Genomic DNA, 21,585 nt, shown 5'->3' on the forward strand with positions numbered 1-21,585 from the left:
ATCGAATACCGCGCATGTGCGCTGGTATGACAGCTCATGGCGCCACATGTGTTGCAGCACCGACATCTTGAAGTCAGCGCTGTACGTCTCGTGCTTCTTGCGCAGCCCTGCTTTGCCATGTACCCGGAAAGCGCTCACCCAACGCCGCAGTGTTGAATACCCAACTCCGTACTTCCGGCCGAGCGACTCGCAACTGCCTTCGCCGCTCAGATACGCCTTGACCAATTGTTGCTTGAACGACGGGTCATACTTCGTCATGAAAAAACCCCCCAAGGGTTGGAGTGATGTCCAACTCTTGGGGGTCAATTCAGCCGGCCTGCGCATTGCTGTTCGCGCACGACGCAACAGCGCCGCGCGACATGTACGCGTCAGCGTTTCCTCGCGCGCAGCATCAGCCACGCGCAACCTCCGGCAACCAGCACGAGGCCGAGCAGGACGGCTTCGACGCCGAGCGCGAAACCCGGCGGCATTTCACCGCTGTTCGGCACGGGCGACAGGTTGCCGCCCATCGCGATGGCGCCGCCGGCCAGCAGCGCCATGCAGACGATCCAGTAGGCCTTGCCGCGCGGCGCCGCGGCCCGGATCCGCCACAGCGCGATGCCGGTTCCGCCGAGATAAAGCACGGCGAGCGTGCCGAGCGCGACGAGGTCGGCGGCGCGGCTTTGCAGAAGCCCGTTCATCGTGCGGCTCGGTCGGACGTGGCGGACCGGCGCGGCGCAGCAAGGGCGGCGGCGTGCGCGCTCATTCGGCCTCCGTCGCGTGCCCCGGTGCGCGGCTCAGCAGATGCGTGCGCTTGTCGGCCGCGAGCGACACGTAGCGTTCGTACTGGCGCAGCACGTCGGCGATCACTTCGTCGCCGCGCAGGTATTCGACGTCGTAGCCGAGCCGCCCGTCCTCGAAGAACGTGACGATCCCATACACGTGCGCGCGCGCTGCTTCCGGCTCGGCTGCCTCGCGTACCAGGAACGCGGCCGCGGATTTCACCGTCACGCGCACGCCGTACACGAAATCGCGGTGCTCGGCGGTCGGCACGGTGAGCCGCACGGCGTCGTCGCTGTCGCGCTGCACGTGCGCATCGACGCCGCTCGCGCGGAGTTCGTCGGCGACCTTGCGCAGCGCGGGCTCGACCGTCTCGGCGACGAACTGGCGCGCCTCGGCCTCGGTCGTCTGCCGCAGGATGTGCGTCAGGCGGTGGCGCCAGTGCTGGCCGGTCCAGAAACTCGCCGCAGGCGCGATCTCCTGCGAATAGTGCGCGCGGTCGGCCGCGAGCCCGCGCCACAGCCCGTAGCAGAGCGCGAGCATGATGATGGCGACCGGCAGCGCGGCGATCAGCGTCATCGCCTGCAATGCGCCGAGCCCGCCGGCGACCAGCAGCACCGCGGCCGTCACGCCGAGCAGCACGGCCCAGAACAGCCGTTGCCAGACGGGCGAATGCGCGTTGCCGCGCGTCGCGATCTGGTCGATCACGAACGCGCCCGAATCCGCGGACGTGACGAAGAACACCGCGATCAGCACGATCGCGGCGATCGACAGCAGTTGCGACAACGGCAGGAAATCGAAGAAGCGGAACAGCAGCGCATCGACGTTGGTGGCCGTTTGCGCGAGCGCGCCGGCCGCGCCGTGCGTGTCGAGCCAGATCGCGCTGTTGCCGAACACGGTCATCCACACGAGGTTGAACGCGGTCGGCACGAGCAGCACGCCGATCACGAACTGGCGGATCGTGCGGCCGCGCGAGATGCGCGCGATGAACATGCCGACGAACGGCGACCACGAGATCCACCACGCCCAGTAGAGGATCGTCCAGCCGCCGAACCAGCCTTCCTCGCGCGGCGACGCATACGCATAGGTGCGAAACGACAGGTCGACGAGATTCGACAGGTACTGGCCGATGTTGTCGCCGAGCGCGCGGAACAGGAAGGCCGTCGGGCCCGCGACGACCACGAACGCGAGCAGCAGGAACGCGAGCAGCAGGTTCAGCTCGGACAGCCGGCGCACGCCCTTGTCGAGGCCGCTGGCGGCCGACAGGCCCGCGAGCAGCACCACGATCGCGACGAGCCCGATGCGAAACAGATTGCTGCCGGTCTCCCAGCCGACGACCGTATGCAGGCCCGCGCTCATCTGCATCACGCCATAGCCGAGCGTGGTCGCGATGCCGGCGACGGTGCCGACCAGCGCGAACGCGTCGACCGTGTGGCCGATCCAGCCGTTGATGCGCTCGCGCAGCACCGGATACAGCCCCGAGCGCAGCGTCAGCGGCAGGTTGTAGCGAAAGCCGAAGTACGCGAGCACGAGCCCCATCAGCCCGTAGATCGCCCACGCATGGAAGCCCCAGTGGAAGAAGGTCATCAGCATCGCCTCGCGTGCGGCGGCAGGCGTGCCGGGGTCGACGGTCGGCGGCTTCAGGAAGTGCTGCATCGGCTCGCCGACGCCGAAGTACATGAGGCCGATGCCCATGCCGGCCGCGAACAGCATGGCCGTCCACGATACGAAGCTGAACTCGGGTTCGGCGTCGTCGGGGCCGAGCCGGATGTTGCCGAAATCGCTCGCGGCGATCAGCACGAGAAACACGAGGAACGTGGTGACGGCCAGGACGTAGAACCAGTCGAAGCGCATGACGACCCATTGCTGGCCGGCGGAGAACAGCGTGCCGGCTTCGCTCGGGAGCAGCGCACAGACGGCCAGCAGTGCACCGATGACCGCGAGCGCGGGCAGGACGACCTGCGGCTTGAATGTCGTGCGCGGGGAGGGACGGGAATCTGGCATGTCGGGCATCCAGTTGTGGGCGCAACGAGGCGCGACGCCGTCCGGCGCGCACATTGCGCGGCGGACCCTGCTACGGCGTGCGTCGAGTGTACCGCGGTGTCAGGACTGCAAGAAGGAGCATGCAGAAGGGAAAAACCTGACGGATTGTAAGGTATTGCGGCGATCGAGAACACCCGCGCGGTTTGCGTGGCGGGCGGACGGGACGTGGAAAGCCCGGTGGACGCCGGGCCTCGGGCGCCCGGATGGCGCGTGCAGTGCGCATCGTCCGGGGTGCGGGCAGCGCACTGAAGGCGCTGCGGTGCGGGTTCTCAAGAAAACGCCGGGCCGCCCCAAGTTTTCTTGACTCCCCTCGGGGGGCCTGGCGCGAAGCGACAGGTCTGGGGGCGCTCAGAAAGTGACGGCGATCCCGGCCATGCCGACGAACTGGCCGTGCGTCGTCGACGGCGTGAGCTGCTGCGAATCGCCGACGATCGGCGCCGCATCGATGATGTGGCCGGCACCTTGCGCGCCGAGCGTCTGCCCGCTCGAATGCGTGTACGCCTGCAGCGCATAGAGCGTCGTGCGCTTCGACAGGCTGTACGACTCCTTCAGCGAATACTGCTGGTAGCGGGCCGCGCTCGCGACGCCGTTCGCCTTCGATGCCAACGTGTATGCGAATGCGCCGGCCACCGAGAACGCCGGCGTGAAGCGGTACGCGGCAAGCGCACCGTAGGTGTTGAACACGGCCGTGTCGGTGAACGCGGAGCCGTTGCCGGGCAGGTACTTCACGTTCGAATAGTTGATGCCCATCGTCAGGTCGCCGAGCGTGTAGTTGCCGGCCGCCGCGACCTGCTCGACGGCCTTCGCGGTCAGGTAGCCCTGGTTCAGCACGGACACCGCGAAGCTGCCCGACGACGCGGTGGCCGGATTCAGGAAGCCTGCCGACGAGCCCGAGCTGTTGATGCGCAGGTAGCCGGCCGCGATCCCGACCGGCCCGTTCGCATAGCGCAGCGCGGCGCTGAACGTGTTGCCCTTGCCGGTCGCGCCGGCAATGCCGCCGAATGCGTACATCGCGCTCGCGCTCAGCCCGGCGAAGGTCGGCGACGTATAGGTAACCGAATTGTTCACGCGGATCGTCGTGTCGAGGCCGTCGATGTCGCCCGGATGCGCACCCGTCGCGCCGGTCAGCCAGCTGCTCGACGCGTACGGGCCGACGAACAGGAAGTAGGGCGTGTACTGGCGGCCGGCCGTCAGCGTGCCGTAGCGAGCGTTGCGCAGGCCGACGAACGCCTGACGATTGAATATCGTGCCGGCGGCGGCCTGCGCGCCGTTGTTCAGGTTGAAGCCGGACTGCAGGTCGAAGATCGCGTGCGTGCCGCCGCCGAGATCCTCGTCGCCGCGCAGCCCGAACTTCGACGCATACAGGTTGCCGTCGCGCATGTAGATGTTCGAATGGCCCTGCTGGTTGTTCACGTACGCGATCGAATCGTCGACGACGCCGTACAGCGTCACGCTGCTCTGCGCGCGGGCAGCGGTCGTGCCGAGCGATGCGGCCGATAAAATCAGGATTGCATAGCGATTGGCGGGTGCTTTCATTGTCGATCTCCAGATCTCTTCATCAGTTCAACGGGGCGGGAGGCTGAAGTGCCTCCTCTGTGGCGGGGGGCGGGCCGCGCGAACGACCCGCCCGATCGGTGCGGCGTGCGCGGTCAGTGATCGAACGCGACGACGATGCGGCGCCAGGCGCCGTCCTGTACATCCTGCACGACGCGCGCGCCGCGGACGGCGAGCGGGCCCTGCAGCGATGCAGGCAGCAGGATCTCGACGCGGTCGGCCGGGCGGGCCGGTCGGCCGTCCCAGCGGACCGACACGCCGAGCGCGCCCGACGCCTCGCGGCCGGCCTCGATCCGCCACAGTCCGTATTCGCCGTCGCGCCACGCTTCCGTCTCGCCGTCGTCCTCGACGCATTCGCCGTACGCGACGCCGTCCTCGATGCGCGGCGCGACGAGGAAGCCGCGCGTGTCGCCGCGCGCGCCGAAATGCTGGTCCGCGACGTTCAGCGGCAGCACGCGGCCTTCACGCAGCAGCATCACCGGCGTATCGAGCGGTGCGGGCAGCGTGACGCTTGCGCCGCCGTCGAACGACTGCGCGCTCGCGCAGCACGTCCAGCGCGCGCCCGACGGCAGGTAGACCGTGCGCTCCGTGCGGCCGGGATCGACGACCGGCGCGACCAGCAGCGCGTCGCCGAGCATCATGTCGTCGCACTCGTCGTAGCAGCGCGCATCGGCGGGGAAATCGGCGAAGGTCGGCCGCAGCACGGGCTCATAGCGCGTCGTCGACAGCCACAGCAGGTGATAGAGGTACGGCAGCAGCCGGTAGCGCTGCTTGATCAGCGATGCGACCTGCGCGGCGATCTCCGGATACATCCATGGTTCGTTGACGGTGCCGTCGTCGTTCCACGAATGGATGCTGAAGCGCGGCATGAAGATGCCGAACTGCACCCAGCGCAGCAGGAGTTCGGGCGACGGCGCGGGCCCGGAGAAGCCGCCGATGTCGTGACCGATGTTCGACACGCCCGACAGCGCGAGCCCGAGGCCCATCTTCAGGTTGTAGCGCAGCGTTTCCCACGATGTGTAGTTGTCGCCGGACCAGGTCTGCACGTAGCGCTGCATGCCGGCGCCGCCGGAGCGCGACACCAGGAACGGCCGCTGCGTCGGCGCATGCGCGCGCTGCGCGTCGCGCGATGCGCGCATCATCAGCATCGTCTGCAGCACCTTAGCCTCGCGCGCGGGGAACGGCTGGCCAAAGCCGTGCGCGATCGCATCCGGTGACCAGATCTCGTATTCGTTGTTGTCGTTCCAGGTCGACTCGATCCCGTATTCGAGCAGCGCCGACGTGACCTGCTCGCGCCACCAGCGGTACGCGTCCGGCTGCGTGAAGTCGAGATACGCGCCGACCTCGTCCCAGAACTGCACCCACGCAGGCTCGCCGGACGCGGAGCGGATCAGCAGCCCGCGTTTTGCGGCCTCGTCGAATGCGGGATGGTCGCGCAGCAGGCACGGCTTGATGTTCGCGCACAGGCGGATGCCGTGGTCGCGGTAGTGCTTCACGAAACCCTTCGCGTCGGGAAACTTGTCGCGGTTCCAGTTGAACACGTAGCGCTTCGCGCCGATCGACGTATAGCCCGACGACAGGTGGAACGAGTCGCACAGGATGTCGTGCGCGTCGCACTGCTCGACGAACTGGTTCATCTGCTGCTGCGCGTCCGGCGCATCGGTATAGCTCATCGTCGAGCCCGAATAGCCGAGGCCCCATTTCGGCGTGCGCGCGGGGCGCCCGGTGAGCCACGTGAAGCGCCGCGCGGCCGCGAGCGGCGTATCGGGCGATGCGATGAAGTAGTAGTCGAGATCGCCGTGCTCGGCGACGAAATAGCGGTACGGGCCGTGATAGTTGTCGAGCTCGCGGCCCATGTCGAACGAGCAATCCGACAGCGTGTCGTAGAAGAGGCCGAAGCCCTGGCACGCAGCGGGTGACCACGTGATGTAGAACGGGATGTGCTTGTACAGCGGGTCGGTGTGCTTCGCGCTGTAGCCCATCGCGTCGATGTTGCGCATCTCGAAGCGCGCGCCCGTGCGGTCGAGGTCGCCCGCACGTTCGCCGAGGCCGAACACCTTGTCGCCGCGCTCGCGGGCGACGTAGTGATACGCGCGCTCGTCCCACCAGCCGAAGTTGTACGCCTGCGTCGCGCGATCGGCGAGCGCGACGCGCCATGCGCCGTCCGCGCCGCGCATCGACCACGTGCAATGGCCGCCTTGCCAGCGCACCGCGAGCCGGATCTGCGCGGTTTCGATGCGCAGGCCGTCGTCGTCTTCGGCAACGCTGTAGGAAGGTAGCGCGAAGCCGTCCAGGTCGAGACGGTCGCGCCCGTCGAGCGGCACGTCGTCGAGGCCCGGCGCGATCGACCACGTGCGCGGGTTGCGTGCCGTCGCATCGGGCAGCACGCGCACGCGCACGATGTCGTCCTCGAGCACGAAGATCTCGAGGGTCGCGCCCGCGTCGGACGCGAGCAGCAGGCGGTTCGCGTGCCGGGCGGCGATACGGAACACGGGCGGATGAAGAAGCGAAGTCATGAATGCGATTCCTGGTGAGAGCGAATGTCAGGCGTGCCGTGCGAGCAGGCGTTCCTGCTTCGACTGCCCGCGGATCAACACCGCGAGCAGCGTAACGCCGATGAGGTCGAACAGGCCGAGGCACGCGAACAGCGGCGCATAGCCGATCTTGTCGGCGAGCGCGCCGACCAGCAGCGAGAAGCCGAGCCCGCCGATCCACGCGGCCATCCCGGCGAAGCCGCTCGCGGTGCCGACTTCCTCGGAATCGAACACGTCGGCCGACAGCGTGTTGACGAGCGCGGAGATCATCTGGTGCGCGAAGCCGCCGACGCAGAACAGCGCGATGGCCGTGTACGGCGACGATACGAGGCCGATCATCGCGGGCCCGAGCATCAGCACCGCGCCGAGCGCGACGCCGGCGACGCGCGACCACACGAGCGGCAGCTTGAAGCGGTTGGCGAGATACGGCGACAGATAGCCGCCCGCGATGCCGCCGGCGTCGGCCGCGAGAAACGGCATCCACGCGAAGATCGCGATCTGCGTGAGCGGCATGTGGCGCTCGGTCGCGAGGTACAGCGGAATCCAGAAGCTGAAGGTCTGCCACGCGGGTTCGGCGAAGAAGCGCGGCAGCGCGATGGCCCAGAAGCGCCGCGCGGTGACGACGTCGCGGATGCGGCGCTTCGACACCGGCGGCATCGTGGCCTGGCCGTCGCGGATCAGCGCGCGCTCCTGCGACGTGATGCGCGGATGATCGGCCGGCGACCGGTACTGCGTGTACCAGAGCGCGGCCCACACGAAGCCGAGCGCGCCGGTGACCATGAACGCCGACTGCCAGCCGAACCGCATCGAGATGAACACGACGAGCGGTGGCGCGATTGCTGCGCCGAGCGACGTGCCCGCGTTGAAGTAGCCGACCGCGACGGATTTCTCGCGATCGGGAAACCATTCGGCGACGGCCTTCATCCCCGACGGAATCGCGGCGGCTTCGAACAGCCCGAGCAAGCCGCGCAGGATGCCGAGCGACAGCCAGCCCGACGCGAAGCCGTGCGCGACGCCGACCACCGACCACAGCATCGCGAACAGCGCGAACCCGAGCCGCAGCCCGATCAGGTCGACGATGAACCCGCACACGGGCTGCATGATCGTGTAGCCGATCTGGAACGCGCCGACGATGTACGAATACTGCTGCGTCGAGATCGCGAATATCTGCTTCAGCTCGGGGGCGAGCACCGCGAGGGAGTTTCGTGCGAGGTAGTTGAGGATCGTGCCGAGACACACGAGCACGATGATCCACCAGCGCAACGCCTTGACTGTTTTCACTGCTGTCTCCTGTTGGGCAGGGCGGGCATGCGGCACCTGCCTGATCCATGCAAGCCGTCCGGTCAGGGAGGCTTTTTCAGCTTATTTGTACGATGTCCGATCTTGATGGGCGCCGATTTTGCCGGTTTTCATCGAAATGACGCTGTTCGAGTGAACATTTAGTCGTCGCCAGATACGGATGTTATCTGACGACTGATCATTTTCGAACATCCTATGTTCGAATGCGAATCCGGTCAACGTGAATTTGCATTCGAATGAACTTGATCGGGGTTTTCCCGAGGAGAGGGGGAACGGCGTGGGCGGAAGCGCATGGCGGTTGCGTGCCAAAGCCCGTGCGGCGGGGCTGTGCGATGGCCTGGCGATCCGTGGGCGCAGGACGGGACGTGACAACCCTGATGAAAATTTATTTTTTTCTCGGTTGCGGATTGTGTAAATTGATTTTCATCTTCCTTGCAACAACCATTCGCATGACGCCTCTCGTTTCGCACGACGCCAGTCACGACGAACCCGCGATCGCCGAGCGGATCGCGTCGGCGATGCCGTTGATGACGCCGATCCACCGGCGCATGGGCGAATTCGTGCTCGCGAATCCGTTTCGCGCGGCGACGATGCGGATCGACGAACTCGCACAGGCCGTGAATGCGTCGATCGCGACCGCGAACCGCTTCGCGAAGGCGCTCGGCTTCGACGGCTATCCGGCGATGCGCGCGGCACTCGTGCGCGGCTTCGAAGCGACGCTCGGGCCGGTCGAGCGGTTGCGCTCGGCGCAGGAGCAGGAGTCCGGCGTGCGCGGCGCGGCATGGATCGACGCGGTGTTCGACCAGGCCGTCGCGAACATCGAGAACACGCGCGCGCAACTGGACGCGGCCGATGTCGAGGCTGCGGTCGAGGCGATCGTCGGCGCGCGGCGCGTGCTGATCCTCGGCGCGGGGTCGAGCGCGTTTCTCGCCGGGCTGATGGAGCACGGGCTGTCCGTGTGTCACGACAGCGTGCAGTCGCTCGCGCTGCTCGGCGGCCCGTCGCACGCGGCGCGGCGCCTGTATACGGCCGACTCGCGCGATCTCGTGATCGCGCTCGCGTTTCCGCGCTACGTGAAGGACACGATCGAGCTGGCCCGCCGCGCGGCGGCGCGCGGCGCGCGCGTGCTCGGCATCTCCGACGGCCCGCAATCGCCGCTTGCGCCGATCGCGTCGCTGAACCTGTACGTCAAGGCCGAACGGCGCTTCGCGGCCACGTCGGAAGCGGCGGTGCTCACGATGATCGAGGCGCTGATCGACGCGGTCGCGCTGCGCACGCACCGGTCCGCGAAGTCCGCCGCCGAGATGACCGAATTCCTGCTGCCGTGGCTCGTGCAGCCGCAAGCGGCGCTGTCGGCCGCCAACCCTTCTTCCCCCCGTCCGAAAAAATCATGACTTCTCCCGCGATCGTCGCGATTCACGGTGGCGCAGGCACGATCCTGCGCGATGCGATGGATACCGAAACCGAACGCCGGTACCGTGCCGAACTGACCGCGATCCTGCAGGCCGCGCAGCAGGTGCTGGCCGACGGCGGCAGCGCGCTCGACGCCGTCACCGTCGCGGTGCGGATGCTCGAGGACTGCCCGCTGTTCAACGCCGGACGCGGCGCCGTGTATACGGCCGAAGGCAAGCACGAGCTCGACGCGGCGGTCATGGACGGCGCGACGCTCGGCGCCGGCGCGATCTGCTGCGCGACGCGCGTGCGCAATCCCGTGCTGGCCGCGCGGCGCGTGATGGAGGCGAGCGAACACGTGCTGTTCGCCGGCGCGGGCGCCGATGCGTTCGCGGCCGCGCAGGGGCTCGAACTCGCGGAACCCGGCTATTTCGACACCGAAGCGCGTCACGCGCAGTGGCTCAAGGCGCGCGCGGCGGCCGGCATGATGCTCGATCACGACGCGGCGACGTTCGCGTTCGGCAAATCGCAATCGCAGCCGCAGCCGCAGCCGGCCGAACCGCTCGATCCGGACCGCAAGCACGGCACGGTCGGCGCGGTTGCGTGCGACCTGCACGGCCACATCGCGGCGGCGACGTCGACGGGCGGCATCACGAACAAGCAGCCGGGGCGTGTCGGCGATTCGCCGATCATCGGCGCGGGCTGCTATGCGGACGATGCAACCTGCGCAGTGTCGTCGACGGGCACCGGCGAGACGTTCATCCGGCTCGCGACCGCGCACGACGTTGCCGCGCAGATCGCGTATCGCGGCGCGTCGCTGGCCGACGCCGCGCACGACGTCGTGATGAACAAGCTGCCGCGCCTGGCGGGCCGCGGCGGGATCATCGCGGTCGACGCGCACGGCAACGTCGCGATGCCGTTCAACACCGAAGGGATGTACCGCGGCTACGCGCGTGTGGGCGAAGCGCCTGTCGTCGGCATCTATCGCGACGACGCAGCCTGATTCCGGATCGCACGAGGAGATACGCATGACTTCGAGCCGTAACCCGTCCGGCCTGGCGCTGCCCGAGCAGCGCGTCGTCGCCGTGGACGACCTGTCGGTCACGTTCCGCCGCGAAGGCGCGACGTTCGACGCGGTGCGCAACGTGTCGTTTCACGTCGATCGCGGCGAGACGCTCGCGATCGTCGGCGAATCGGGTTCCGGCAAGTCGGTCACGTCGCTTGCGCTGATGCGGCTCGTCGAGCATGGCGGCGGCGCGATCACGAGCGGCCGGATCGCGTTCCGGCGCCGCGGCGGTGCGCTGCTGGATCTGGCGCAGGCGAGCGCCGCGACGATGCGGGGCATCCGCGGCTCGGACATCGCGATGATCTTCCAGGAGCCGATGACGTCGCTGAACCCGGTGTTTACGGTCGGCGACCAGATCAGCGAGGCGATCGCGCTGCACCAGTCGAAAAGCGCGGCCGAAGCGCGCGCGGAAGCGCTGCGGCTGCTCGATCTCGTGCGCATCCCGGAAGCGCGCCGGGTGTTCGTGCGTTATCCGCACCAGTTGTCGGGCGGGATGCGGCAGCGCGTGATGATCGCGATGGCGCTGTCGTGCCGGCCGGCGCTGCTGATCGCCGACGAGCCGACGACCGCGCTCGACGTGACGATCCAGGCGCAGATCCTGCAACTGATTCGCGGGCTGCAGGACGAGATGAACATGGGCGTGATCTTCATCACGCACGACATGGGCGTGGTGGCCGAAGTGGCCGACCGCGTGCTCGTGATGTATCGCGGCGAGAAAGTCGAGGAGGGCGAATCGGAGCGCATCTTCGCGACGCCCGCGCATCGCTACACGCGTGCGCTGCTCGCGGCCGTGCCGCGGCTCGGCTCGATGCAGGGCACCGACATACCCGAGAAATTCCCGCTGCTGAAGGTGGACGGCACCAGCGCCGCGCCTGCGGCGAACGACGATGTGCAGCCGCCCGTCGACCCGGCTTCGACGCCGATCCTGCGCGTACGCGATCTCGTCACGCGCTTTCCGGTGAAGAGCGGCGTGTTCGGCCGCGTGTCGCAGTACGTGCATGCGGTCGAGCGCGTGAGCTTCGAGCTGCGCGCGGGCGAGACGCTCGCGCTGGTCGGAGAGTCGGGCTGCGGCAAGTCGACCACCGGCCGTTCGCTGCTGCGCCTCGTCGAATCGCAAAGCGGCTCGATCGAATTCGACGGCCGCGACATCAGCGCGCTGAAGGGCCCGGACCTGCAGGCGCTGCGCCGGAACATCCAGTTCATCTTCCAGGATCCGTTCGCGTCGCTGAATCCGCGCCTCACGGTCGGTTTCTCGATCATGGAGCCGCTGCTCGTGCACGGCGTCGCGAGCGGCCGCGAAGCGCAGGCGCGCGTCGACTGGCTGCTCGACAAGGTCGGCCTGCCGCCCGAGGCCGCGCGCCGTTATCCGCACGAATTCTCGGGCGGCCAGCGCCAGCGGATCGCGATCGCGCGCGCGCTCGCGCTGAACCCGAAGGTCGTGATCGCCGACGAATCGGTGTCGGCGCTCGACGTGTCGGTGCAGGCGCAGATCGTCAACCTGATGCTCGACCTGCAGCGCGAGCTCGGCGTCGCATACCTGTTCATCTCGCACGACATGGCCGTCGTCGAGCGCGTCAGCCATCGCGTCGCGGTGATGTATCTCGGCCAGATCGTCGAGATCGGCCCGCGCCGAGCGGTGTTCGAAGCGCCGCAGCATCCGTACACGAAGAAGCTGATGAGCGCGGTGCCCGTGGCCGACCCCGCGCGCCGGCATGCGCCGCGCCAGCTCGCGGCGGACGAAATTCCGAGCCCGATCCGCGCGGTCGGCGACGAGCCGGTGGTTGCGCCGCTCGTCGCGGTCGGTCCCGATCATTACGTCGCGACGCATCGCGTCGGCGGCGCGTACTGAACGCGCGGGAGGTTGCATATGGACCGCAGCTGCGCACGAGCAAGGCAACGGCGTCTTTTTCCCGAGCGGGGGCAGTCACGCCGCGATTTCCACCACGCGTTACCGAATCATCCACAGGAGCCAAACAAGATGAACAAGCCGCATTCGTTCCCGATGTTCCGTCCGCGCGCGCTGATCGTCGCGGGCGCCAGCGCGTTCGCGCTGTCGGCCGCGCTGCCCGCATTCGCGCAGCAAACCGCGGTGATCGCGGTCGGCGAGACGTTCACGACGATGGACCCGTACGATTCGAACGACACCGTGTCGCAGGCTGCCGCGAAGTCGTTCTACGAGGGATTGTTCGGCTTCGACAAGGACATGAAGCTCGTCAACGTGCTCGCGACGAGCTATACGGCGTCGCCGGATGCGAAGGTCTATACCGTCAAGCTGCGCCAGGGCGTGAAGTTCCAGGACGGCACCGATTTCAACGCGGACGCGGTGAAGGTGGTGTTCGACCGCGTGACCGATCCGGCGAACAAGCTCAAGCGCTACAACCTGTTCCGCGTGATCGAGAAGACCGAGGTCGTCGATCCCTACACGGTGCGGTTCACGCTGCGCGAGCCGTTCTCGGCGTTCGTCAACACGCTCGCGCATCCGTCCGCGGTGATGATCTCGCCGACGGCGCTGAAGAAATGGGGCCGCGAGATCGGCCTGCATCCGGTCGGCACCGGGCCGTTCGAGTTCGTCGAGTGGAAGCAGACCGACGACATGAAGGTGAAGAAATACGCCGGCTACTGGAAGAAGGGCTATCCGAAGATCGACATGATCGACTGGAAGCCCGTGATCGACAACAACACGCGTGCGGCGCTGATGAAGGCCGGCCAGGCGGATCTGGCGTTCCGGATTCCGTACGAGCAGGTCGCGGACCTGAAGACCAATCCCAAGCTCGACGTGATCGAGCGGCCGTCGATCGTCGTGCGCTACATCTCGCTGAACACGCTGCAGAAGCCGTTCGACAATCCGAAGGTGCGCCAGGCGCTCAACTACGCGATCAACAAGGATGCGCTCGCGAAGGTCGCGTTCTCGGGCTTCGCGACGCCGGCGCCGGGCGTCGTGCCGCCGGGTGTCGAGTATGCGACGAAGACCGGCCCCTGGCCGTACGACCCGGCGAAGGCGCGCACGCTGCTGAAGGAGGCAGGCTATCCGAACGGCTTCGAATCGACGCTCTGGTCCGGCTACAACAACACGACGTCGCAGAAGGTGATCCAGTTCGTCCAGCAGCAGCTCGCGCAGGTCGGCGTGAAGGTGCAGGTGCAGGCGCTCGAATCGGGCGAACGCGTCGCGAAGGTCGAGAGCGCGCAGGACCCGGCGAGCGCACCGGTGCGGATGTTCTACATCGGCTGGTCGTCGTCGACCGGCGAGGCGAACTGGGCGCTGACGCCGCTGCTCGCGTCCGCGTCGAAGCCGCCGAAGCTGTTCAATACCGCGTACTACCAGAACGGCATCTTCGACGACGCGCTGGAGAAGGCGCTGGCGACCACCGACCGCGCGAAGAAGGCCGAGTACTACGCCACCGCGCAGAAGCAGATCTGGGCCGACGCACCGTGGATCTTCCTCGTGCAGGAGAAGATCGTCTACGCGCGCAGCAAGCGCCTGCAGGGCATGTACGTGATGCCGGACGGTTCGTTCAACTTCGACGAAATCTCGCTGAAATAAGCGCGTTCGCGCGCGTCACGGCGCGCCGGCTGCGGGATGCCGGCGCGCCGCACTGGTTCGGTGCCCTATGCTGAATTTCATCATCAAACGCCTGTTCGGCCTGCTGCCCACGCTCGCGATCGTCGCGGTGCTGGTGTTCCTGTTCGTGCACCTGCTGCCGGGCGATCCCGCGCGGCTCGCGGCCGGCGCCGAAGCCGACGACGCGACGGTCGCGCTCGTGCGCGCCGATCTCGGGCTCGACAAGCCGATGCCAACCCAGTTCGCGAACTTCTTCGTGAAGATCGCGCACGGCGACTTCGGCGTGTCGACGCGCAGCAAGCGGCCGGTATCGACCGAGATCGGCGAGCGCTTCATGCCGACGCTGCTGCTGACGCTCGTCAGCATGGCGTGGGCGACGCTGTTCGGGATGGCGATCGGGATCGCGTCGGCGGTGTGGCGCAATCGCTGGCCCGACCGCATCGGCATGACGATCGCGGTGTCGGGCATCTCGTTTCCCGCATTCGCGCTCGGCATGCTGCTGATGGAGATCTTCTCGGTGAAGCTCGGCTGGCTGCCGGTCGTGCCGGACGGCACGTGGAAGAGCTACGTGCTGCCGTCGGTGACGCTCGGCGCCGCAGTCGCGGCCGTGATGGCACGCTTCACGCGCGCGTCGTTCGTCGAGGTGCTGAACGAGGATTTCGTGCGCACCGCGCGCGCGAAGGGCGTGCACGAGCCGATGGTCGTGCTCAAGCACTGCCTGCGCAACGCGATGATCCCGGTCGTCACGATGATGGGGCTGCAGTTCGGCTTCCTGCTCGGCGGCTCGATCGTCGTCGAGGCCGTGTTCAACTGGCCGGGACTCGGGCGCCTGCTCGTCGATTCGGTGACGATGCGCGACTACCCGGTGATCCAGGCGATCGTGCTGCTGTTCTCGCTCGAATTCATTCTGATCAACCTGACCGTCGACGTGCTGTACGCGGTCATCAACCCGACCATCCGGTTCAAGTGAGGCGCGTATGAACGCGACTGTCCAGACCGCGGCGCCTGCCGCATCGACCGCGATCCGCACGCCGTGGCGCGAATTCTGGCGCAAGTTCCGCAAGCAGACGGTGGCGCTCGTCGCGGGCGGCTTCGTGCTGGCGCTCGTCGTGCTGGCATTCGTCGGCCCGCACATCGTGCCGTTCGATCCGGAGAACTATTTCGACTACGACGCACTGAACGCGGGGCCGTCGGCCGTGCACTGGTTCGGCGTCGATTCGCTCGGCCGCGACATCTTCAGCCGGATCGTCACCGGCACGCGCATCTCGCTCGCGGCCGGTTTCTTCTCGGTCGCGCTAGGCGCGTTTATCGGCACGGTCTTCGGGCTGCTCGCCGGCTACTACGAAGGCTGGTGGGATCGCATCACGATGCGCATCGCCGACGTGCTGTTCGCGTTCCCGGGCATCCTGCTCGCGATCGGCGTGGTCGCGATTCTCGGCAACGGGATGATCAACGTGATCTGCGCGGTCGCAATCTTCAGCATTCCGGCGTTCGCGCGGCTCGTGCGCGGCAACACGCTGATGCTCAAGCACATGACCTACGTCGAAGCTGCACGCAGCATCGGCGCGTCGGACTGGACGATCATCATGCGGCACATCCTGCCGGGCACCGTGTCGTCGGTCGTCGTCTACTTCACGATGCGGATCGGCACGTCGATCATCACGGCCGCGAGCCTGTCGTTCCTCGGGCTCGGCGCGCAGCCGCCGACGCCGGAGTGGGGCGCGATGCTCAACGAGGCGCGCGCGGACATGGTGACGGCGCCGCACGTCGCGATTTTCCCCAGCCTCGCGATCTTCCTGACCGTGCTCGCGTTCAACCTGCTCGGCGACGGGCTGCGCGACGCGCTCGATCCGAAGCTGGAGCGCCGCTGATGCCAGCTGCACCGATGTGGGCCGCGACGCAGCCGGCCGGGCCGCGCGGCACGATCGCCGACGTGCCGGGCGTGACGGTCGGCCATTGCACGCTCGATGCCGGCAACGTGCAGACCGGCGTGACCGTCGTGAAGCCGCATCAGGGTGACGTGTACCGCAGCAAGGTGCCGGCCGGCGCGGCCGTGATCAACGGTTTCGGCAAGAGCGTCGGGCTCGTGCAGGTCGACGAGCTCGGCACGCTCGATACGCCGATCGCGTTGACCAACACGTTCGGCGTCGGCGCGGTCGCGCAGGCGCAGATCCGCGCGGCGATCGCCGCGAATCCGCAGGTCGGCCGCGACTGGCCGACCGTCAATCCGCTCGTGTTCGAGTGCAACGACGGTTATCTGAACGATATCCAGGCGTTCGCGGTCACCGCCGCGCATTACGACGACGCATGCCGCGCCGCGTCGCGCGACGTCGCACGCGGCGCGGTGGGCGCCGGGCGCGGGATGTCGTGTTTCGACCTGAAGGGCGGGATCGGTTCGGCGTCGCGCGTCGCCGTCGCGGCCGGCAGGCCCTATACGGTCGGCGCGCTCGTGCTCGCGAATTTCGGCCGGCTGCCGATGCTGACGCTCGGCGGCGTGCCGCTCGGGCGCATCGTCGCGCAGCGGCATGCGGCCGCTGCCGCGCACGCGGCGCCGCCCGAGCAGGGCTCGATCATCCTGTTGCTTGCCACCGATGCGCCGCTCGATGCGCGGCAGCTGTCGCGGCTCGCACGCCGCGCGGGCGCGGGGCTGGCCCGCACGGGCTCCGTCTACGGGCATGGCAGCGGCGACATCGCGCTCGCATTCTCGACCGCGTACACGATCGCGCACGACGCGTCGACCATCGCGCTGCCGGCCCTCGTGGCCGATGCAGCGCTCGACCCGCTGTTCATGGCCGCGGCCGAAAGCGTCGAGCATGCGATCGCCGATGCATTGCTGCAGGCCGTGACGGCCGCAGGGCGCGACGGCCACGTGCGGCAATCGCTGCGCGATGCTGTGCCCGATCTCGATCATCTGTTCAACGAACACAACGAAGGGCGTCTTACCCAGTCATGAAGATCCTGATCTCGACCGACATCGAGGGCGTCGCCGGCGTATTCGCCACCGAGCAGACGCGCGCCGGCAATCCGGAATACGAGCGCGCGCGCCGCTGGATGACCGCCGAGGCGAACGCGGCGATCGAAGGCGCGTTCGCGGGCGGCGCGCAGGCCGTCTGGGTCAACGATTCGCATGGCGGCTATCGCAACCTGCTGCCCGACGGGCTCGATGCACGCTCACGCGTCGTGCTCGGCAAGCCGCGCACGCTCGGGATGATGGCGGGCCTCGAACAGCAGCCGGACCTCGTGTTCATGATCGGCTATCACGCGAAATCGCAGACGCGCGGCGTGCTTGCGCATACGATCAACAGTTTCGCGTTCACGCAGGTATGGCTGAACGGCGTCGAGCTCGGCGAAGCCGGGCTGTACGGCGCGCTGGCGCGCGAATATGGCGCGCACGTCGTACTGGCAACCGGCGACGACGTGTTCGCCGAGGAAACGCAGCCGCTGTTTCCGGACGCACGTTTCGAGACGCTCAAGACGGCCGGCGGCGCATCGAGCGGCGACACGCTCACGCCTGCCGCGTCGTGTGCGCGCATCGCGACCGCCGCGCGCGAAACGGTTGCGCACGCGCTGTCGGCGGGCTTGCGCGCCGGCACTCATCGGCCCGCGCCGGCCGCGTGCACGCTGCGCGTGCAGACGGCCGCGCTGGCCGACCTGTTCTGCGTGCTGCCGTCGCTCGAGCGCGTCGATGCGGTGACGCTGCGCTTCGACGGGCCGTCGGTCGAGCACGTGGTGCGCACGCTGAACAGCCTGTCGGCGATGTCGTTCATGCTGCGGTGATGCGCGCCGCAACGATGCCGCTTGCGTGCGGCGGGTCAGTCGATGGCGGCGGGGTGTGCCGTCGCGGCGAGCAGGAACGCCTCCATCGCCGCGACCAGCGCGAGCGGCGTCTCGTTCATCGGATAGTGGCCCGCGTTGCGCAGCACGTCGACGCTGGCGCGCGGATAGCGCCGCAGGTAGGTGCGCGCCATCAGCGCCGCGTCGAACGCCGGATCGTGCTCGCCGATCAGCACTTTCACCGGATGGACGCCCACGATCCCGTCGCTGAAATCCGTATCGGCCCACGCGCGAAAGTACGCGCCGAACGCGTGCGGCGACGAACAGGCTGCCGAATACGCGGCTTTCCACTCGACCCAGGCGGCGGGTAGCCGGCCGCCTGTGCTGCGATCGACGATGGTCCTGCGATCGGCAAGATTGTCGGCGGCGCGCTCGAATAGCGCGCGCCGCTCGGCGTCGAACGGCAGGCCGCCGCACGGCACGGGCGCGATCGGCACCAGCGCGCGCACGCGGTCGGGTGCGACGGCGGCGATCTTCTCGATCGCCATGCCGCCCATCGAATGGCCGACGAGGCTGAAGGCCGGGAAGCCGAGCGCGTCGGCGAGCGCGAGGGCATCGGCGGCGATCTCGTCGATCGTGTAGTCGCCGCGTGCGTCGCGCATGCGGCCGTAGCCGCGGTAGTCCATGAACACATAGCTGAAGTGCTCGCGCGACAGCCATGCTTCGACGGGTTCGAACGCGCGGGCGTCGCCGAACCAGCCGTGCAGCACGAGAACAGGGTGGGGGCCGTCCCCCACGCGATGAAACGTATTCGGCATGTCCGCTCCGGTGAGGTTGCAATCCGGCCGATCAGGCCGGCGGGTCTTGCGGCCGTCAGGTCGCGCAAGCGTGGAGCGGATCGTAGATCGATCGAAGGAGACCCGCCTTCGATATCGGGTCATTGATGATGGAATTCGGGCCGTGAGAAATACGCTGCTAGATCCCTACGAACACATTCCCCGGAGCGTGGTCGTGACCGCCAACGACTATGCGGCGGGCACGACGTTTCCGGAGCACGCGCACGGGCGCGGGCAATTCGCGTTCGCGTCGCGCGGCACGATCAGCGTGTCGACGCCGCACGGCCGCTGGCTGGTGCCGCCGCAGCGCGCATGCTGGGTGCCGGCCGGCGTGCGGCACGAAATGACGATGACCGGGCCGGTCACGATGCTCAACGCGTTCGTGTCCGGCGACGCCGCGCAGGAGGCCGGCCTGCCCGGGCAGTGCGGCGTGTATGGCGTGTCCGCGCTGCTGCGGCAGCTGATCGACGATGCGATCGACCTGCCGGCCATGTACGACGTAGACGGCCGTGCGGGCAAGCTGATGGCGCTGCTGATCGCGGAAATCGCGACGATGCCGCGCCTGTCGCTGCATGCGCCGCTGCCGGCCGACGCACGGCTCGCGAAGGTGTGCCGGCACCTGTTCGCGTCGCCGTCGATCGCGGCCGATCTCGACCGGGTGGCCGCCGACGCGGGCGTGAGCCGGCGCACGTTCACGCGGCAGTTCCGCGCGCAGACGGGTGTGAGTTTCGCCGCATGGCGTCAGCAGGTGTGCATGCTCGCGGCGATTTCCCGCCTGAGCGACGGGCAGCCGGTGACGCGCGTCGCGCTCGATCTCGGGTATGCGAGCGCGAGCGCGTTCACGTCGGCGTTTCGCCGCATTCTGGGCGACACGCCAAGCCGGTATCTGGAGATTCGGCGCTAGGCGGAAGGAGTCGGCGCCACGCCCGTTCGTCACGGCCGCAAAAAAAATACGCGCCTGCCCGATTCGGTCAGACGCGTTTAAAGGCACTCGGTCAGGAAAAAACGCGCACGGCCAGCAGGGCGGTGTCGCGCATTGCTTGCGAGATTATTTCTCTTTTAGATTTAATCCTGCTGGCTCGTTGCGGATACCAAAGAATACGCCGCATAACGCGCAAACGATATCCTGTCGGCCCGACGATTCATGTGCTGCCGCAGCATGCGTTTCAATCGCGCGTTTGATGTGGGGGGCAGAAGGCCGGAGCAACGGACATCGGCAACTGTGTCCCGGCGTGCTGCGGCGCAGCATCGAAAGATTGCGACTGGATAGAAAAAACGCCGCGTGGCGCGATGCCTGTCGGTATCGCGCCACGCGGCAGTGCGTCTGCATCCGGAACCGGCCTGTGCCGGCACGTGCGTCAAACGTCGAAGAACACTGTCTCGTCGGGCCCCTGCATGCGGATGTCGAAGCGGTAGACGATCGGGCGGCCCGGCTGCGCGTCGCGTTTCGCGACGAGCGTCGCACGGCGCTCGGCCGGCACTGCGTTCAGCACGGGGTCGGCTGCGTTCGCCGCGGCTTCGTCGTCGAAGTACACGCGCGTGAATGCATGGGAGAGGATCCCGCGCATCATCACGGTCACGTTGACGTGCGGCGCTTCGTCGGCGGCGATGCGGCCCGGCTTCACCGTCTCGACGACGAAGCGGTGCTGCGCATCGGTGCCCGTGCCGACTCGCGCGAAACCGGTGAAGCCGGATTTCGCGATGTCGTCGCGCGACGTCGGGTAGCGGCCCGCGCCGTCCACCTGCGTGAATTCGAGCACCGCGTCGCCGACGACGTTGCCGTCGCCGTCGAACACCTGGCCGACCAGCAGCACGTGCTCGCCTTCGGCGTGCGACGCGGCGATCGTCGGCGTGAACAGGCTTTTCAGGTCGTAGTCGTATTGCTGCGGGCACAGGCCGTACGCGAAGTACGGGCCGACCGTCTGCGAAGGGGTTTGCTTCAGCGTCGTCATGGTTCAGCGCTCCATCGGGGTAGCGTCGCGGCCGCGCAGCACGATGTCGAATTCGTAGCCGAGCGCATAGCCTTCTTCGGTGATGTCCATCGAGAAGCGCGAGATCAGGCGATCGCGCGCGGCCTCGGGCGTGCCCTGGAAGATCGGGTCGTACGCGAGCAGCGGGTCGCCGGGGAAGTACATCTGCGTGACGAGACGCGAGCCGAAGTAATCGCCGAACAGCGAGAAGTGGATGTGATTCGGGCGCCACGCGTTCGGATGGTTGCCCCACGGATACGCGCCGGGCTTGATCGTCAGGAAGCGGTAGCGGCCTTCGTCGTCGGTCAGGCAGCGGCCCGCGCCGAGGAAGTTCGGGTCGAGCGGCGCGTCGTGCTGATCGACCTTGTGCACGTAGCGGCCGGCCGCGTTTGCCTGCCACACCTCGACGAGCGTGTTGCGCACGGGCTTGCCGCCTTCGTCGAGCACGCGGCCCGTGACGACCATGCGCTCGCCGAGCGGCTCGCCGTTCTTCACGGCATTCTTCGTCAGGTCGTGGTCGAGTGCGCCGAGATCTTCAGCGCCGTAGACGGGCGCGTACTGGTCGCGCAGCTTGTCCTTCAGCGGGATCAGCGGGCGGGTCGGGCCGCGCTTCACCGACGAGCGGTATTCGGGGTGGACATAGGCCGGATGCGACGGCCAGTCGCGCGGCGTGAGGATCGTGGGGGAATCCATCGGGCGTCTCCTGATAGGTATTTCGCGAAGTGCGATGGCAGGACTTTAGCCAATCCAGGAAGTTATGAAAAATGACCTTTTTTCGCGAGAAGCATAACCGTTCGTT

At 67.7% G+C, this 21,585-nt stretch carries 18 protein-coding genes; 9 read left to right on the top strand and 9 right to left on the bottom strand.

From position 1 onward, the window contains the following. The 6 genes from KVT39_RS00005 to KVT39_RS00030 form a co-directional block, all read right to left on the bottom strand. Nucleotides 1–258: helix-turn-helix domain-containing protein (locus KVT39_RS00005; protein ID WP_217586768.1), on the bottom strand; the 258-nt coding region annotated here is incomplete at its 3' end. 110 nt (nt 259–368) lie between these two features. After that, nucleotides 369–680 carry a hypothetical protein gene (locus KVT39_RS00010; RefSeq protein WP_034179766.1) on the bottom strand — a complete coding sequence of 104 codons (312 nt, stop codon included), beginning with the start codon at nt 678–680 and terminating at the stop codon, nt 369–371. Between the two features lie 61 nt (nt 681–741). Continuing rightward, nucleotides 742–2,763 (bottom strand): BCCT family transporter, encoded by a 2,022-nt coding sequence (locus KVT39_RS00015; protein ID WP_034180097.1) that lies wholly within the window; start codon nt 2,761–2,763, stop codon nt 742–744. A 387-nt stretch (nt 2,764–3,150) separates the two neighbouring features. Further along, nucleotides 3,151–4,338 (bottom strand): porin, encoded by a 1,188-nt coding sequence (locus KVT39_RS00020; protein WP_034179765.1) that lies wholly within the window; start codon nt 4,336–4,338, stop codon nt 3,151–3,153. Nucleotides 4,339–4,451: 113 nt separating this feature from the next. After that, nucleotides 4,452–6,872 carry a glycoside hydrolase family 31 protein gene (locus tag KVT39_RS00025; protein WP_217586777.1) on the bottom strand — a complete coding sequence of 807 codons (2,421 nt, stop codon included), beginning with the start codon at nt 6,870–6,872 and terminating at the stop codon, nt 4,452–4,454. 27 nt (nt 6,873–6,899) lie between these two features. Then, the gene (locus KVT39_RS00030) at nt 6,900–8,171 is read right to left on the bottom strand and encodes an MFS transporter (protein WP_034179763.1); all 1,272 of its coding nucleotides are present in this window, start codon (nt 8,169–8,171) and stop codon (nt 6,900–6,902) included. A gap of 467 nt (nt 8,172–8,638) precedes the next feature. On the opposite strand from KVT39_RS00030, the gene KVT39_RS00035 reads away from it, so the two are divergent. The 8 genes from KVT39_RS00035 (at nt 8,639) to KVT39_RS00070 (ending at nt 17,983) form a co-directional block, all read left to right on the top strand. Next, entirely contained in the window at nt 8,639–9,583 is a 945-nt protein-coding gene (locus tag KVT39_RS00035) for a MurR/RpiR family transcriptional regulator (protein WP_034179762.1), read from the top strand. Then, entirely contained in the window at nt 9,580–10,584 is a 1,005-nt protein-coding gene (locus KVT39_RS00040) for an isoaspartyl peptidase/L-asparaginase family protein (protein ID WP_217586785.1), read from the top strand. Before KVT39_RS00035 ends, KVT39_RS00040 begins: the two co-directional genes overlap by 4 nt. 25 nt (nt 10,585–10,609) lie before the next feature. After that, nucleotides 10,610–12,496, top strand: coding sequence for a dipeptide ABC transporter ATP-binding protein (locus KVT39_RS00045; RefSeq protein WP_034179760.1), 1,887 nt, complete (start codon nt 10,610–10,612; stop codon nt 12,494–12,496). Nucleotides 12,497–12,625: 129 nt separating this feature from the next. Then, nucleotides 12,626–14,188: a glutathione ABC transporter substrate-binding protein GsiB gene (gsiB, locus tag KVT39_RS00050; protein WP_034179759.1), complete on the top strand. Its 1,563-nt coding sequence runs from the start codon at nt 12,626–12,628 to the stop codon at nt 14,186–14,188. Between the two features lie 67 nt (nt 14,189–14,255). Then, nucleotides 14,256–15,176, top strand: coding sequence for a glutathione ABC transporter permease GsiC (gsiC, locus tag KVT39_RS00055; RefSeq protein WP_034179758.1), 921 nt, complete (start codon nt 14,256–14,258; stop codon nt 15,174–15,176). A 7-nt stretch (nt 15,177–15,183) separates the two neighbouring features. Continuing rightward, the gene (gene gsiD / locus KVT39_RS00060; protein ID WP_105391251.1) at nt 15,184–16,077 is read left to right on the top strand and encodes a glutathione ABC transporter permease GsiD; all 894 of its coding nucleotides are present in this window, start codon (nt 15,184–15,186) and stop codon (nt 16,075–16,077) included. After that, the gene (locus KVT39_RS00065; RefSeq protein WP_217586787.1) at nt 16,077–17,159 is read left to right on the top strand and encodes a P1 family peptidase; all 1,083 of its coding nucleotides are present in this window, start codon (nt 16,077–16,079) and stop codon (nt 17,157–17,159) included. The genes gsiD and KVT39_RS00065 overlap by 1 nt, the downstream gene beginning before the upstream one ends. Beyond that, nucleotides 17,156–17,983, top strand: a complete 828-nt coding sequence (locus KVT39_RS00070) for a M55 family metallopeptidase (RefSeq protein WP_034179755.1) — start codon at nt 17,156–17,158, stop codon at nt 17,981–17,983. Before KVT39_RS00065 ends, KVT39_RS00070 begins: the two co-directional genes overlap by 4 nt. A 35-nt stretch (nt 17,984–18,018) precedes the next feature. On the opposite strand, the gene KVT39_RS00075 is transcribed toward KVT39_RS00070, so the two are convergent. Next, nucleotides 18,019–18,798, bottom strand: a complete 780-nt coding sequence (locus KVT39_RS00075; RefSeq protein WP_175748531.1) for an alpha/beta fold hydrolase — start codon at nt 18,796–18,798, stop codon at nt 18,019–18,021. Nucleotides 18,799–18,940: 142 nt separating this feature from the next. On the opposite strand from KVT39_RS00075, the gene KVT39_RS00080 reads away from it, so the two are divergent. Beyond that, complete coding sequence (locus KVT39_RS00080; RefSeq protein ID WP_034179753.1) at nt 18,941–19,720, top strand: helix-turn-helix domain-containing protein; 780 nt, start codon at nt 18,941–18,943, stop codon at nt 19,718–19,720. A gap of 454 nt (nt 19,721–20,174) precedes the next feature. On the opposite strand, the gene pcaG is transcribed toward KVT39_RS00080, so the two are convergent. Beyond that, nucleotides 20,175–20,768 carry a protocatechuate 3,4-dioxygenase subunit alpha gene (gene pcaG, locus KVT39_RS00085; RefSeq protein ID WP_034179752.1) on the bottom strand — a complete coding sequence of 198 codons (594 nt, stop codon included), beginning with the start codon at nt 20,766–20,768 and terminating at the stop codon, nt 20,175–20,177. A 3-nt stretch (nt 20,769–20,771) separates the two neighbouring features. After that, nucleotides 20,772–21,479, bottom strand: coding sequence for a protocatechuate 3,4-dioxygenase subunit beta (pcaH, locus tag KVT39_RS00090; RefSeq protein WP_034179751.1), 708 nt, complete (start codon nt 21,477–21,479; stop codon nt 20,772–20,774). Nucleotides 21,480–21,585: the final 106 nt, after the last annotated feature.

This window comes from Burkholderia sp. GbtcB21, from assembly GCF_019091065.1.
Lineage (GTDB): Bacteria > Pseudomonadota > Gammaproteobacteria > Burkholderiales > Burkholderiaceae > Burkholderia > Burkholderia pyrrocinia_C.